Source organism: Cyanobium sp. ATX-6F1, from assembly GCF_047395825.1.
Lineage (GTDB): Bacteria > Cyanobacteriota > Cyanobacteriia > PCC-6307 > Cyanobiaceae > ATX-6F1.
This window is the reverse complement of sequence record NZ_JBCEBF010000001.1, coordinates 1,265,993-1,280,016: the sequence shown is the minus strand read 5'-3', so window position 1 is coordinate 1,280,016 and position 14,024 is coordinate 1,265,993. Positions and strand designations below refer to the sequence as shown.

Annotated in this window: 8 protein-coding genes and 4 pseudogenes; 6 read left to right on the top strand and 6 right to left on the bottom strand. The window is 67.9% G+C overall.

Going from position 1 to position 14,024, the window contains the following annotated elements; all coding sequences use genetic code 11:
• Positions 1-52: 52 nt before the first annotated feature.
• The 3 genes and pseudogenes from ntrB to AAF143_RS07560 form a co-directional block, all read right to left on the bottom strand.
• On the bottom strand, positions 53-871 hold the full coding sequence (gene ntrB / locus AAF143_RS07570; protein WP_255008205.1) for a nitrate ABC transporter permease: 819 nt from the start codon (positions 869-871) through the stop codon (positions 53-55).
• Positions 872-952: 81 nt separating this feature from the next.
• Positions 953-2,293: a CmpA/NrtA family ABC transporter substrate-binding protein gene (locus AAF143_RS07565; RefSeq protein WP_255007940.1), complete on the bottom strand. Its 1,341-nt coding sequence runs from the start codon at positions 2,291-2,293 to the stop codon at positions 953-955.
• Positions 2,294-2,600: 307 nt separating this feature from the next.
• A pseudogene (locus tag AAF143_RS07560) lies at positions 2,601-2,765 on the bottom strand (bicarbonate-binding protein); the annotation flags it as partial.
• A 373-nt stretch (positions 2,766-3,138) separates the two neighbouring features.
• On the opposite strand from AAF143_RS07560, the pseudogene AAF143_RS07555 reads away from it, so the two are divergent.
• The 3 genes and pseudogenes from AAF143_RS07555 to AAF143_RS07545 all read left to right on the top strand — a co-directional run bounded on the left by AAF143_RS07555 (position 3,139) and on the right by AAF143_RS07545 (position 7,514).
• Positions 3,139-4,895: pseudogene (locus AAF143_RS07555) on the top strand (diflavin flavoprotein).
• Positions 4,895-6,734, top strand: a pseudogene (locus AAF143_RS07550) (flavin reductase). The pseudogenes AAF143_RS07555 and AAF143_RS07550 overlap by 1 nt, the downstream one beginning before the upstream one ends.
• Before the next feature lie 69 nt (positions 6,735-6,803).
• Positions 6,804-7,514 (top strand): rubrerythrin family protein, encoded by a 711-nt coding sequence (locus tag AAF143_RS07545; protein WP_315859612.1) that lies wholly within the window; start codon positions 6,804-6,806, stop codon positions 7,512-7,514.
• On the opposite strand, the gene AAF143_RS07540 is transcribed toward AAF143_RS07545, so the two are convergent.
• A complete protein-coding gene (locus AAF143_RS07540; RefSeq protein WP_414026711.1) occupies positions 7,484-8,398 on the bottom strand; it encodes an ion channel in 915 nt (304 codons plus the stop codon). The genes AAF143_RS07545 and AAF143_RS07540 overlap by 31 nt on opposite strands.
• A gap of 243 nt (positions 8,399-8,641) precedes the next feature.
• Between AAF143_RS07540 and AAF143_RS07535 the strand changes: the two genes are divergently transcribed.
• The 3 genes from AAF143_RS07535 to AAF143_RS07525 all read left to right on the top strand — a co-directional run bounded on the left by AAF143_RS07535 (position 8,642) and on the right by AAF143_RS07525 (position 10,758).
• The gene (locus AAF143_RS07535) at positions 8,642-9,703 is read left to right on the top strand and encodes an alkene reductase (protein WP_255007929.1); all 1,062 of its coding nucleotides are present in this window, start codon (positions 8,642-8,644) and stop codon (positions 9,701-9,703) included.
• A complete protein-coding gene (locus AAF143_RS07530) occupies positions 9,700-10,443 on the top strand; it encodes a pirin family protein (RefSeq protein ID WP_255007928.1) in 744 nt (247 codons plus the stop codon). Before AAF143_RS07535 ends, AAF143_RS07530 begins: the two co-directional genes overlap by 4 nt.
• Positions 10,444-10,509: 66 nt before the next feature.
• The gene (locus AAF143_RS07525) at positions 10,510-10,758 is read left to right on the top strand and encodes a hypothetical protein (RefSeq protein ID WP_255007927.1); all 249 of its coding nucleotides are present in this window, start codon (positions 10,510-10,512) and stop codon (positions 10,756-10,758) included.
• On the opposite strand, the gene AAF143_RS07520 is transcribed toward AAF143_RS07525, so the two are convergent.
• Positions 10,746-11,051, bottom strand: a complete 306-nt coding sequence (locus tag AAF143_RS07520; RefSeq protein ID WP_315859611.1) for a hypothetical protein — start codon at positions 11,049-11,051, stop codon at positions 10,746-10,748. The two genes, AAF143_RS07525 and AAF143_RS07520, sit on opposite strands and share 13 nt — an antisense overlap.
• Positions 11,052-11,167: 116 nt before the next feature.
• Positions 11,168-14,012: pseudogene (gene gcvP, locus AAF143_RS07515) on the bottom strand (aminomethyl-transferring glycine dehydrogenase).
• Positions 14,013-14,024 lie beyond the last annotated feature (12 nt).

Sequence of the window (14,024 nt, the reverse complement as noted above, 5' to 3'; positions counted from 1 at the left end):
GGTTGGGGCTCCTGTGGGATGGTGAAACAACGGAAGCGGAAACAGGAAACCATCACTGACCTGGGGAGATGCGGGTCTGCAACCAGGCCATCAGGCGATCGAGAATCAGACCGATGGCGCCGATCCAGATCACGCCGAGCACGATCTCGCCCACGTAGTTCTGCTGGTAGGCATCCCAGATGAAGAAGCCGATGCCGAGGGTGCCGGGCATCACGATCTCGGCCGCGATGATCGCCAGCCAGGCCAGACCGATCGAGATGCGCAGACCCGTGAAGATGTAGGGGAGGGCCGAAGGGATCAGCACCTTGATGAAGAAGCGCCGGTTCGACATCTGCAGCACCAGGGCCACATTGCGGTAGTCCTGGGGGATCTGGCGCACGCCCTCGGCGGTGTTGATCAGGATCGGCCAGATCGCCGTGATGAAGATCACGAAGATGGCGGCGGGCTGGTTCTTCTGAAACAGCACCAGTGCGATCGGCACCCAGGCCAGGGGCGCCACCATGCGCAGGAACTGGAACAGGGGATCGAAGGCGCGGTTGATCGTGGGCTTCAGGCCGATCGTGATGCCCACAGCGATGCCCACCAGGGCGGCGAGGGTGTAGCCCTGGGCCACCCTGGTGAGGCTGGCCAGGGTTTGCCAGAACAGGCCTTTATCAAGGCCACCGCGGTCATAGAAGGGGTAGAGGATCAGGATGCGGGTGCGCTCTTCGGTGAACAGGCTGGTGGGGGCCGGCAGAGCGATCACCCCGCTCATCGAGAGCAGCTGCCAGAGCAGCAGGAAGCCGCCGGTGCCCAGCAGGGGCGGCAGCCACTGTCCTGAGCTGCGCGTGAGCCAGCTCAGGGGGCTGGAGTTGTTGCCTTTACGGGGCATTGGAATCGGAGCCATGACGTGTGTTAGTGGTGATGGAGCGTGTATCTATTGCCGAGGCGTTTCGATCTCGGCAGTTGGCCGTTATTTCCTGATCTTCAGGCCATCGAGATAGGCCTGGGGATTCTCCGGGTCGTAAACGACGCCATCGAAGAAGGTCTCCTTGCCTCGGCTGGAGCCGGTGGGGATCTGGGCGGCGGGCAGGCCCAGTTCCTTGGCCGCCAGGAGCCAGAGATCCTCGCGGGTCACCTTGTCGTTGATTGCCTTGGCCTGGTCAACCGTGTCGAGGATGCCGGGGTAGAACTTCCAGCGCAGGGCTTCGAGCAGGAACCAGAGGGTGAGGCTCTTGTAGGGGTAGGAGATCACACCCCGATCGCTCGCCCAATAGAGCGGTCCCATGGCCAGGTCGGTCTCGGGCTTGCCGGAGGCGCCCATCAGGTACTCACCCTTGAGCGACTGCTCCAGCACCGGGGCCGGGATGTTGTACCACTTGCGCGAGCTGAGGATCTTGGCGGCCTCGGCCTTGTTTTCAGGCTTGTCGAGCCACTGCTGGGCCTCGATCACCCCCTTGATCAGAGCCACGGCAGCTTTGGGGTGCTTGTCGACCCAATCGGAGCGCACCGCCAGGTATTCCTCGGGGTGCGCCTTCCAGATCTGGGCGGTGGTGGCCGCCAGATAGCCCACCTTGTCCTTGACGATGCGCGAGGGCCAGGGATCGCCAGTGGAGAAGGCCTGCATCGTGCCGTTCTTCATCCCCTGGAGGGTTTCGGTGGCGGGCACCGTCAACAGTTCCACCTGCTTGTCGGGATCGACGCCGCCAGCGGCGAGCCAGTAACGGATCCAGATCTCCTGGTTGGCCTTCGGGAATGTGTAGGAGGCCTTGAACTTGTTGCCCGTCTTCTGGGCGAACGAATCAAAGAAACCCGGCGACGTCTTCTTGAGATCAACGCTGAGGTTGCCATCCTTGACGGCGTTGGCGGCCGCGATGCCATTGCCCTGGCTCATCAGCATCGCCAGCACAACCATCGGCACCTTCTTGCCATCGGTGATCGCGCCTTCGCTGATCATCTGGGGCATCGGCATCTGCCACTGGCCGCCGTCGATGCCGCCACCGGCGGAACCGAGCACGACGTTGTCGCGGGCGGAGGGCCAGCTGGCCTGCTTGGTGAGGTTCACCTCCAGGCCATGTTTGGCGAAGAAGCCCTTCTCCACCGCCACCACCAACGGCGCGGCCTCAAGAATGGGGATGAAGCCCAGGCTGATGGTCTTGGTCTCGAGGTTGGAAGGCGCGACAGCGGTCGGCGGGGCGCCGCTTCCGGCGGAGCCACCACCGGGTTCGGGAGGATTACCGAGGCAACCCGTGAGCACAACGCTGCTGGCCATGGCAGCACCCATCAGCGCGAGAAATTGACGACGCTTAGACATGGAAAAAGTTCCTGCAAAAAGGAAAACTTGGTACAAGTCAACGAAACCGGACTGGGAGAAACAGAAGTACCGGAAAACGCTCAAATTAAAGGGATCCAACTGGGTCCCAGGGATCAATCAACGGGCGTTCAAAAAAGCATCTGAAACGAAATTCGTCATTGGTCGGCGGACCCTAATGGCCGTCCCTGGCGATTGGGTGTGAATTTTGCGAAGGATTGTGAATAGAAGTGATAAGCAGAGGCGATCAATGGGCGCTCAGGCGGCTGCCGGGGCGGGGGCCGGGGCCCCAGGGATCACGGTCGCCCGATCAGCGCTTGATCTTGAGGCTGTCGAGGTAGGCCTGGGGCTTGGCGGGGTCGTAAACGCTGCCGTCGAAGAACCACTCGGTGCCACGGCTGGAGCCCTTGGGGATGGCCTTGGCGGGCACACCCAGCTCTGTGGCTGCTTTCTTCCAGAGGTGCGGCCCGGAGACGATCTGGAGCCCTGGCTCAGGCGGGTGAGCTTCCCCAGCAGGCCGGGGATCCTTTCTGCTTCAAAGAACTCAGCACGCGCGAGCAACGGGTGGCGGCGATCGAACGCTGCAGCGAGGCCGCTTCCGATGGAGTGGCCGTGGTCGAAACGGACAACGGACATGCGCGCCCACCGCAACCCCACCCGCCTGGCCACGAGCCGGCCGATTGCGGCGCCTGCAACCTTTGAGGTCACAGCCCATCCCAGCCGCACGGCAGCGCAAGGAGCCCGAGTCCGATCAGTCCCATCAGCAAGACCCATGGATGGGTCAGCCAGGCAACAGGCGGCTGTTCCTAAGTTGCTTCCACGCGATGCAACCCTGAGCCCCCGACGCCATGACACAGCTCGCCGCCCCCACGACCGCTCCCGCCGCCCCCGGCCGCCTCTCGCTCCAGTGCGAAGCGATCGGACCCGACACCACCACGATCCGGTCGCTCGACTGGGACCGCAGCCGCTTCGACATCGAGTTCGGCCTGCGCAACGGCACCACCTACAACGCCTTCCTGATCCGCGGCGAGCGCACCGCCCTGGTGGACACCAGCCATGCCAAATTCCGTGACACCTGGCTACCATTACTGGCCGAGCAGATCGATCCGGCCACGATCGACTATCTGATTGTTTCGCACACCGAACCCGACCACTCGGGCCTGATCGGTGATCTGCTGGAGCTCAATCCCGAGATCGAAATCGTCGCCTCCAAGGTGGCGATCGCCTACCTGGCCGACCAGGTGCACCGGCCCTTCCGCAGCCGGGCGGTGAAGAGCGGCGAGGAGCTCGATCTGGGCACCAACCCCGGGAGCGGCGTGCAGCACCGCTTCGAATTTCTGAGCGCCCCGAACCTGCACTGGCCCGACACGATCTTCTCCTTCGACCACGGCACCGGCATCCTCTACACCTGCGACGCCTTCGGCCTGCACTACTGCGGCGATGACGTCTTCGACATCGATCCCGGCGCGATCGCCCCCGATTTCCGCTTCTACTACGACTGCCTGATGGGCCCCAACGCCCGCAGCGTGCTGCAGGCCCTCAAGCGCATGGACGCCCTGCCGGAGATCACCACGATCGCCACCGGCCACGGCCCCCTGCTCAGGGAGCACCTCAACCTCTGGGTGGGCGACTACCGCGACTGGAGCAGCCAGCGCAGCGCCAATGAGACCTACGCGGCCGTCTGCTACATCAGCCAGTACGGCTTCTGCGACCGGCTCAGCCAGGCGATCGCCCGGGGCATCGGCAAGACCGAGGCCGAGGTGCAACTGGTGGACCTGCGCGCCACCGATCCCCAGGAGCTGGCGGCGCTGGTGGGGGTGCGGCAGCGGTGGTGGTGCCCACCTGGCCGATCAGCCCCGACGCCGACATCCAGCAGTCGATCGGCACCCTGCTGGCGGCCCTCAAGGCCAAGCAGTTCGTGGCCGTCTACGACGCCTACGGCGGCAACGATGAGCCGATCGACAGCATCGCCACCCAGCTGCGGGGCCTGGGGCTCAAGGAGGCCTTCAGCCCCCTGCGGGTGCGCCAGGTACCCGATGCCACCGACTACCAGCGCGGCGAGGAGGCCGGCACCGACCTGGGCCAGCTGCTCACCCGCGACAAAACCATCGCGGCGATGAAGAGCCTCGACGGCGACCTGGACAAGGCCCTGGGCCGGATCAGCGGCGGGCTCTACATCGTGACCGCCCAGCAGGAGGAGCGCAGCAGCGCCATGGTGGCCAGCTGGGTGAACCAGGCCAGCTTCGATCCGCCGGGGATCTCGATCGCCGTGGCCAAGGACCGGGCGATCGAGGCGTTGATGCAGGTGGGCGACCGCTTCGTGCTCAACATCCTGCGGGAGGACAACCACCAGGCCCTGCTGCGCCATTTCCTCAAGCGCTTCCCGCCGGGGGCCGACCGCTTCGCCGGTGTGGCCACCCTGGAGGGGGCCGCCGCCGGCGGGCCGGTGCTGAGCGAGGCCCTGGCCTTCCTGGGCTGCCGGGTGGTCCAGCGCATGGAGGGCCCCGACCACTGGATCATCTATGCCGAGGTGGAGGAGGGCACCGTGGCCGACAGTGAGGCCGCCACCGCCGTGCACCACCGCAAGGTGGGCAACCACTACTGATGGCGGACACCAGCTTCAAGGCCCCCGCCTCGCCGGCCGAGAGCAGCGACCGCCGCGTGATCGTCCTTCCTGTCGATGACGGGTTGCTCTGTCTGAGGGGGCTGAGCCCGAAGCGGCTGCGCTTCGAGGTGGAATACGGCCTGGAGCGCGGCACCAGCGCCAACAGTTTCCTGTTCAGCGCCGGCACCAACCCAGCCGGCCAACCGGTGCCGCCGGTGCTGGTCCATCCACCCGGTGAATCCTTCGCCGCGCCGTTCCTGGAACAGCTGGCCGAACTGGTGGGACCAGGCGAAGCCCTGAAGGTGGTGGTCGGCCACACCAACCCCAACCGGGTGGGACTGCTGCGCCAGCTGGCCCAGCGCTGGCCTGAGCTGATGCTGGTGGCCTCCAACGCCGGCGCCCGGCTCGTGGAAGAGCTCTGGGGGCAGCGCAAACCCAGCCCAGAGGGTGAAGCGCAGGAGCCCCTGCCTCCCCTGCCGCCGATCGATGTGGTCAAGCAGGAGGTGAGCCGTGACCTGGCCGCTGGCCACCGCCTCAGCTTGATCCCCGTGCCCACACCGCGTTGGCCCGGGGCCCTGGTGGCGTTCGAAGCCAAGACCGGTCTGCTGATGAGCGGCAAGTTCTTCGCCGCCCACCTCTGCACCGAGACCTTCGCCGAGGCCAACTCCAGCAGCAGCGAGGAAGACCGGCGCTACTTCTACGACTGCCTGATGGCGCCGATGGCGCGCCAGGTGGAGTCGGTGGTGGACCGGCTCGAGGCGCTGCCGATCCGCACCATCGCCCCCGGCCACGGGCCGGCGATCGAGCAGAGCTGGCGCAGCCTGCTGGCGGACTACCGCCGCTGGGGCGCCAGCCAGGAGAAGGCCAAGCTGGCGGTCGCCCTGCTCTATGCCAGCGCCTACGGCAACACGGCCACCATCGCCGACGCCCTCGCCCAGGGGGTGTCGCGCTCGGGGGTGCGGGTGGAGAGCATCAACTGCGAGTTCGCCCCCACCGAGCAGCTGCTGGCGGCGATCCGCGGCTGCGACGCGGTGCTGATCGGCTCCCCCACCCTCGGGGGCCATGCCCCCACCCCGATCGTTTCGGCCCTGGGCAGCCTGCTGGCGGAGGGCGACCGGGACAAGCCCGTGGGGGTGTTCGGCAGCTTCGGCTGGAGCGGCGAAGCGATCGATCTGCTCGAGAGCAAGCTGCGCGATGGCGGCTTCCGCTTCGCCTTCGAGCCGATCCGGGTCAAGTTCAGCCCCGACGGCCCCACCCTCAAGCGCCTGGAGGAGACGGGCACCGCCCTGGCCCGGGAGCTGCTCAAGGGCCAGCGCAAGCAGCAGCTGCGCAGCGGCGGCCTGGGGGAGAGCCTCAGCAACCCGGCGGTGCTGGCGCTCGGGCGCGTGGTCGGGCCCCTGTGCGTGCTCACCGCCGCCAAAGGCGAAGGTGCCGATCGGATCAGCGGCGCCATGGTGGCCAGCTGGGTGTCCCAGGCCAGCTTCTCGCCGCCGGGGCTGACCGTGGCGGTGGCCAAGGACCGGGCCGTGGAGGAGCTGATGCATGTGGGCGGCGTCTTCGCCCTCAACGTGCTGGCCGAAGGTCGCTCCAGCGGCCCGATGAAGCAGTTTCTGCAGCCCTTCCCCCGGCGCCGACCGCTTCGCGGGCCTGGAGCTGGAGGAAACCCCCGGCGGCCAGCCTGTGCTGCCGGAGGCCGTGGCCTGGCTGGAGGCGCGCATCACCCAGCGGATGGAGTGCGGCGACCACTGGCTGGTGTATGCCCAGGTCGACCATGGCGGCCTGCTCGATGCGGGCGCCACCCCGGCGGTGCACCAACGGCGCAGCGGCGCCTTTTACTGACCCTCCACGGCCTTATGCGGAGTCAGTCCGACTTCGTGTAAGCTTCCTGGCATCCACGATGGCTCCCCCATGGACCTCTCCAAGCCCAGCACCACAGCCAACCTCGAAGCCGCCTTCGGCGGTGAGAGCATGGCCAACCGCAAATACCTCTTCTTCGCGGATGTGGCCAAGCAGCTCGGCAACTCCGAGCTGGCCAAACTCTTCCGCGACACCGCCGCCCAGGAAACCGAGCACGCCTTCGCCCACTTCCGCCTGCTCCACCCCGAGCTCGTCGTGGCCGACCCCGCCACCCTGGGCGATGCCGAGAAGCAGGCCGTGCTCAGCCGTTGCCTGGAGTTGGCAATCGAAGGGGAAACCTATGAGTACACAACGATGTACCCGGAGTTCGCCGAGCAGGCCCGCAGCGACCGCGATGGCGGCGCCGAAGCCGAGTTCAACGAGCAGATCGCCGAATCCGCTGAGCACGCCGGCATCTTCCGCAAGGCCGCCAGCAACTTCGGCCTGCTCACCCCCATCGAGCACCACCACGCCGATCGCTACAGCGTCGCCCTTGAAGCGCTCATGGGCGCCGGCACGGCCGGGGAAACCGCCCCTGTGGCCGGCAAGTGGATCTGCAAGGTCTGCTCGGTGATCTACGACCCCGAACTCGGCGACCCCGATTCCGGCCTCGCCGCCGGCACCCCGTTTGAGGCCATCCCCGATGACTGGAGTTGCCCGCTCTGCGGCACCCGCAAGGCCAATTTCATCCCCTATCGGGAGCCTGAACTGGTGGCCGCCTGATCGCCGCAGTCGCTGCAGGGCACCGTCTCGTTGAAGCGGCTGAAGTCGAGCACCCGGCTGTCCTCGTCGTCCACGACGATGTCGGCAAACCGCGCATTCAGCCTCAGATCGCCGGGCCGGTAGGTCCAGCGGGCGTGGACGGGACTCTGCAGGGTCTCGTCCACCCCCTGGAAGGCCACCAGCAGCTCCCCATGGCGGGCGGCCAGGCTTTCGGCGGTGTGACCTTGGAGCGGACTTTGATCATCGATCGTGTGCATCAGCGTCCACATCAGTTGGAAATGGATCGACTGCTCCCGCAGCAGGGTCAGGGGCACCAGGCGCCGCAGCCTGAACCCCTCGCTGCTGAGCTCCTCCAGGGCCAGGTAGAGCCGCATGCGCCCATCGAGGATGCCGTTGCGGCGCACGTTGGCGATCCGGAAGGTGAGCGTGGGCACGCCATTCCAGGGCTCGATCGTGGCCACTTCGCTGAACAGGATGCGCGCCCGGCTGCGGGAAAAACGGGCGAAGGCCAGGCCCGTGGTCACGGCGATGAAGATCAGTCCCCCCAGGGCCTCAAGGGTCACCACCAGATTCACCCAGAGGCTGGCGGGATGGAGGACGCCGTAGCCGATCGAGCCCAGGGTCTGGACGCTGAAGAAGAAGGCCTCGGCGAACCCGGCCGGGCCTCCACCGGGAACCCCACCGATGCCGCCCGGGTCCAGCAGATAGAGCAGGGCGAAGGCGAGATTGAGGGCCAGATAACTGGCCGCGATCAGCCCCACGAAGCCCGGCCAGGGGATGGCCAGCATCAGGTGGTAGGGCTCACGCCAGTGGTGGCGCCAGTCATCGAGCTTCTCGGCCCGGAACACCCCGTCCTGCTTGCGCAGCCGCAGGGACCGCAACACGGGGACCCTGGGAGTGGAACGGCGCGGCTTAAGAAACCAGACCATCAGGGCTCAGAGACTGTTGGCTTGGGCACGCCTGCCTGAGCGCTCTGGTCAACGAACCCGTTTAGCTGACCCATTGATTCGCGGCAGGAAGGACAACAAGGTTCGGTGCGCTCCTGTGAGCCACTGAGCTGAGATCATGGCCGACATCCGAGCAAAACCATTCCCCCACTCTCGCCAACTCCTCCAGCCGCTTCCCCCATGACCGACCTGTTCAGCCCCCTGCGCCTCGGCTCCCTGGAGCTGCCCAACCGGGTGTGGCTGGCGCCGCTCACCCGCTGCCGCGCCGAGGCGGACCACATCCCCGGGCCGCTGATGGCGGAGTACTACGGCCAGCGGGCCAGCGCCGGCCTGGAGATCGCCGAGGCCACGATGGTGATGGAGGGGAACTCGTCCTTCATCAGCGAGCCCGGCATCCATTCGGCGGCCCAGGTGGCGGGTTGGCGCCTGAGCACCGATGCCGTGCACGGGCGCGGCGGCCGGATCGTGCTGCAGCTCTGGCACGGGGGCCGCGCCTGCCACCCCCTGCTCAACGGCGGCCGCCAGCCGGTGGCCCCCAGCGCACTCGCCATCACCGATGACGGCGTGCACACCCCCGAGGGCAAGCAGCCCTACGTGCTGCCCCGGGAGCTGGCCGACGGGGAACTGCCCGGAATCGTGGAGGGTTTCCGGCTGGCGGCCCGCAACGCCATCGCCGCCGGCTTTGACGGCGTGGAAGTGCACGGCGCCAATGGCTACCTGCTCGATCAGTTCCTGCGCGACGGCAGCAACCAGCGCAGCGGTGCCTACGGCGGCCCGATTGAGAACCGGGCGCGGCTGCTGCTGGAGGTGATCGACGCGGTGCGCCAGGAAAGCGAGCTGGTGGGGCTGCGCATCTCACCCCTGAACAGCTTCAACTCGATGCTCGACAGCGATCCGCTGGGTCTTTCCAGCTGGCTGGCCAGGCGCCTGAACGACAGCGGCCTGGCCTACATGCACGTGATGCGCAGCGATTTCGCCCAGCAGCAGCACGGCGATGTGCTCACCCCGATCCGGGAGCACTTCAACGGGGTGCTGGTGGCCAACATGGGCTACGACGCTGCTGAGGCCAACGCCGCCATCGGCGCCGGCGCCATCGATGCGGTGGCCTTCGGTTCAGCGTTCCTGGCTAACCCCGACCTGCCCGAGCGCCTGCGGCGCGGCGCCCCGCTCAACGCCCCCGATCCCGCCAGCTTCTACAGCCCAGGCCCCGCGGGCTACACCGATTACCCCTTCCTGCCATGACCACCACCAGCAACGGCACCCGCCCTGTCTTCCGCCCGGCCGCCGAGCGCTTCCACAGCCAGCTCGACTGGCTCGACAGCTGGCACAGCTTCTCGTTTTCGAGCCACTACGACCCCGCCTGGATGGGCTTCGGCCCCCTGCGGGTGATCAACGACGACACCATCGCCGCCGGCCGCGGCTTCGGGATGCATCCCCATAGCGACATGGAGATCATCACGGTGATGGTGGACGGGGAACTCAGCCACCGCGATTCGATGGGCAACGGCGAAGTGCTCCACGCCGGCGAGGTGCAGCGCATGAGCGCCGGCACCGGGGTGGTGCACAGCGAGATCAACCAGAGCGATCGCCCCTGCCGGCTGCTGCAGGTCTGGATCGAGCCCAGCCACCGAGGCATCCCGCCGGCCTATGGGCAACAAGCGTTCAGCATCGGCGACGACTGGATTCTGCTGATCGATCCCGACCAGCAGGGCGGCGCCATGGCGATCGACCGGCCGCTGCGGCTCTGGCGGGCGCAGCCCGGCGCGGGGCAACGGCTGGAGCTGCCCCGCATCGCCGGCCGCCGCTATTGGCTGCAGATGATCGACGGGGCCGTGCGCCTGGAGAACAGTGCCGCCGCCTCGGCCCCGCCAAGCCTGGAGCGGGGCGATGGCTACGGCTTCGCTGACGACGCAGGGGGCACCCCCTCCACGCTCAGCGCCTTGGATCAGGGGGCGGATCTGTTGCTGTTCGAGCTGGATTGAAGCGAAGGATGCAACACGCCCGCGGCCACCCAGTTACACAGGAAGGATCACCACCTGATCGGATCGATGGCGGAGCGACGTGAGCTGCTGAACAATCGGAGCCAGCAAACCCTGAGTGGGCCACGGCCGGCGGCGCCCCAGCGCTGGGTGGTGCGCTATAGGGGCTTCGTGCTCATCCCCCAGGACGACCTCACCTGGCTGGTGCGCCCGGAACGCAGTCCGATGCGAATGCTGCCGTTTCGGGCGCCGGCCAGCTCCATCGACGATGTGAAGGCCCTGGTGGACTGGCGCCTGGAAACGGTTCAGGCCGCCTGAGGCGGGGTGGGGTTGGGCCCGTTCAGTTGGAACGGCAGCACCAGGGTGGCCCAGTGCTCGGGGCGCTCGGGCCGCACCCGACGGGCCTGACGCACACCGAAGGGCACCCGGATCACATTGGTTCCTTCCACCTGGTGGATTTCTCCACGGCTGGCGGATTGCTGAAACGCCGCCATCAAGGGCGGAAGATCCACCGAACGGGACGGAAATCGGCTGCCGTTGATGGTTGCACCGCCAGCGTGATCGCTGGCGGCTTTGGCCCCATCGGTTGTGGTTGTGTCGTCGCCGTTCATGATCCCCATCGATGAACTGTTGGAATGTGAAATCAACCCGAAAGATGGGGCTGATTCATGGCCATTAGGCCGGAATGTAGCGCCTTTCGGCAAGAACGCACGGGCGCAACGGCGACTTAAACCGGTGTGAGCACCGGCACAGCCATCTCCTCCACCGAAGGGCAGGTGCAGACAAGGTTGCGATCGCCGTAGGCATTATCGATCCGGGCCACGGCTGGCCAGATCTTGTTACTGCGCAGCTGCTCCACGGGGAAGGCGGCCTGCTGGCGACCGTAGGGACGATCCCAGATCTCGGCGGTGACGGCGGCGAGGGTATGGGGAGCGCGTTTGAGCGGGTTGTCGAGCGGATCGGCGGCGCCGGATTCGATCGCGGCCACCTCGGCGCGGACGGCCGCCATGGCGGCGCAGAAGCGATCGAGTTCCGCCAGGCCTTCACTCTCGGTGGGCTCCACCATCACCGTGCCGGCCACGGGCCAGCTGACGGTGGGGGCATGGAAGCCGTAGTCCATCAAGCGCTTGGCCAGATCCTCCACTTCGATACCGGCGCTGCGCTTGAGCGGCCGCAGATCAAGGATGCATTCGTGGGCCACCCGACCGTTGGCGCCGCGGAACAGCACCGGGAAATGGGGCTCCAGCCGCTCGGCGATCAGGTTGGCCGAGAGCAGGGCAACGCTGCTGGCCGCCCGCAGGCCGTCGCCGCCCATCAGGCGGATGTACATCCAGCTGATCGGCAGGATCGAGGCGCTGCCCCAGGGGGCCGCCGACACCGGGCCGATCGCCTGATCGCCGCCGCAGCTCGCCAGGGGTGCCCGGGCAGGAAGGGGGCCAGATGAGCCGCCACGCCGATCGGCCCCACCCCGGGGCCGCCGCCGCCGTGGGGGATGCAGAAGGTCTTGTGCAGGTTCAGGTGACACACATCGGCGCCGTAGAGCCCCGGCTTGGCCAGGCCCACCTGGGCGTTGAGGTTGGCCCCATCGAGGTACACCTGGCCGCCGTGGCGGTGCACGGTGGCGCAGAGCTGACGGATGCCGGTCTCGAACACGCCGTGGGTGGAGGGGTAGGTGACCATCACCGCCGCCAGGCGCTCGGCGTGGAGGGCGGCCTTGGCCTCCAGATCCTTGAGGTCGATGTTGCCCTGCTCGTCGCAGGCCACCGGCACCACCTGCAGGCCCGCCATCACAGCGCTGGCGGGGTTGGTGCCGTGGGCGCTGGTGGGGATCAGGCAGACGGTGCGCTGGTCGTCGCCGCGGCTACGGTGCCAGGCGCGGATCACCAGCAGGCCGGCGTACTCCCCCTGGGAGCCCGCATTGGGCTGCAGCGACACGGCGGCAAAGCCGGTGATCGCCGCCAGCCAGCCCTCCAGATCCGCCACCAGCTTTTGGTAGCCCGCCGTCTGGGAGGCGGGGGCGAAGGGGTGCAGATGGGCGAAGGCAGGCCAGCTCACCGGCGCCAGCTCGGCGGCGGCATTGAGCTTCATGGTGCAGCTGCCCAGGGGGATCATCCCGTGCACCAACGACAGATCCTTGGAGACCAGGCGCTGGATGTAGCGCAGCAGCTCGGTTTCGCTGCGGTGGCGGTGGAACACCTCCTGGGCCAGCCAGGGACCCGAGCGCAGGGGAGCCCCGCCAGCAGCTGGCGCTCGGGCTCGGCGGCGGTGAGGCCCGCCTCCAACTGCTCCAGCAGCTCGGCGGCAGGGGTCACGGCCTGCCCATCGGCCAGGGCCGCCAGCAGGGCATCGAGTTCGGCGGCGTCGCTGAGCTCATCGAGGCTGATGGCGAGGCGATCGGGTCCCTCCAGGCGCAGGTTGAAGCCAGCGCGCTCGGCCCGCTCCAGCAGCGCCAGGGCACGGGAGGTGGTCAGGCCAACGGTGTCGAAGCCGGGGCCGGGCTCGATCTCCAGGCCCAGCTGCGCCAGGCCCAGGGCGAGGGCCGCACGCAGCCGCAGCACCCGGCGGGCGATCGCGGCCAGCCCATCGGGGCCGTGGTGCACGGCGTAGAAGCTGGCCAGCACCGCCAGCAGCACCTGGGCGGTGCAGATGTTGCTGGTGGCCTTGTCGCGGCGGATGTGCTGCTCGCGGGTCTGCAGGGCCAGGCGCAGGGCGGGGTGGCCCTCGGCGTCGAGGGAGCGGCCCACCAGCCGGCCGGGGATCTGACGCTTGTGCTCCTCGGTGGTGGCGAAGAAGGCGGCATGGGGCCCGCCGAAGCCCAGGGGCACACCGAACCGCTGGGCGCTGCCGACGGCGATGTCGGCGCCGAGGGCGCCCACGGGCTCCAGCAGCACCTGGGCAAGGGGATCGATCGCCACCGTGACCAGGGCCCCGCCGGCGTGGGCGGCCTCGATCACGGCGCTGGGGTCCCAGAGCAGGCCGCGGCGACCCGGCAGCTGCAGCAGCGCTCCGAACACCTCAGGGCCGAAGACAAAATCGGCGGGATCTGCCACCACCAGCTCGAGGCCCAGGGGCTCAGCCCGGGTGCGCAGCACGGCCAGGGTCTGGGGCAGCACCTGCTCGTCCACCAGGAAGCGCAGGGCGCCGGAGCGCTTGCAGGCGCCACGGCTGAGGGCCATGGCCTCGGCGGCGGCGGTGCCCTCATCGAGCAGGGAGGCGTTGGCGATCGGCAGGCCGGTGAGCTCGCTGATCAAGGTCTGGAAATTGAGCAGGGCCTCCAGGCGCCCCTGGGCGATCTCGGCCTGGTAGGGGGTGTAGGCGGTGTACCAGGCGGGGTTCTCGAACACATGGCGCTGCAGCAGCGCCGGGGTGGCGGTGCCGTGGTAGCCGAGGCCGATCAGGCTGCGGCGCACCTGGTTGGTGGCGGCGATCGCGGCCAGCTCAGAGAGGGCCTGCTGCTCGCCGCAGCCCTCCGGCAGGCCCAGGGCGGCCTCGGCCGGATCGAGAAGGATGTCGGCGGGAACCACCTCAGCGACGAAGCGCTCAAGATCGGCCGCCCCCAGCTCCCGCAGCATCTGCTCCTGCTC

Excerpts from the sequence above, each read along its gene's own strand:
- AAF143_RS07530 (WP_255007928.1), top strand. The coding sequence starts at position 9,700 with ATGACCACCACCAGCAACGGCACCCGCCCTGTCTTCCGCCCGGCCGCC.
- ntrB (WP_255008205.1), bottom strand. The coding sequence starts at position 871 with ATGCCCCGTAAAGGCAACAACTCCAGCCCCCTGAGCTGGCTCACGCGC.
- AAF143_RS07525 (WP_255007927.1), top strand. The coding sequence starts at position 10,510 with ATGGCGGAGCGACGTGAGCTGCTGAACAATCGGAGCCAGCAAACCCTG.
- AAF143_RS07520 (WP_315859611.1), bottom strand. The coding sequence starts at position 11,051 with ATGAACGGCGACGACACAACCACAACCGATGGGGCCAAAGCCGCCAGC.
- AAF143_RS07565 (WP_255007940.1), bottom strand. The coding sequence starts at position 2,293 with ATGTCTAAGCGTCGTCAATTTCTCGCGCTGATGGGTGCTGCCATGGCC.
- AAF143_RS07535 (WP_255007929.1), top strand. The coding sequence starts at position 8,642 with ATGACCGACCTGTTCAGCCCCCTGCGCCTCGGCTCCCTGGAGCTGCCC.
- AAF143_RS07545 (WP_315859612.1), top strand. The coding sequence starts at position 6,804 with ATGGACCTCTCCAAGCCCAGCACCACAGCCAACCTCGAAGCCGCCTTC.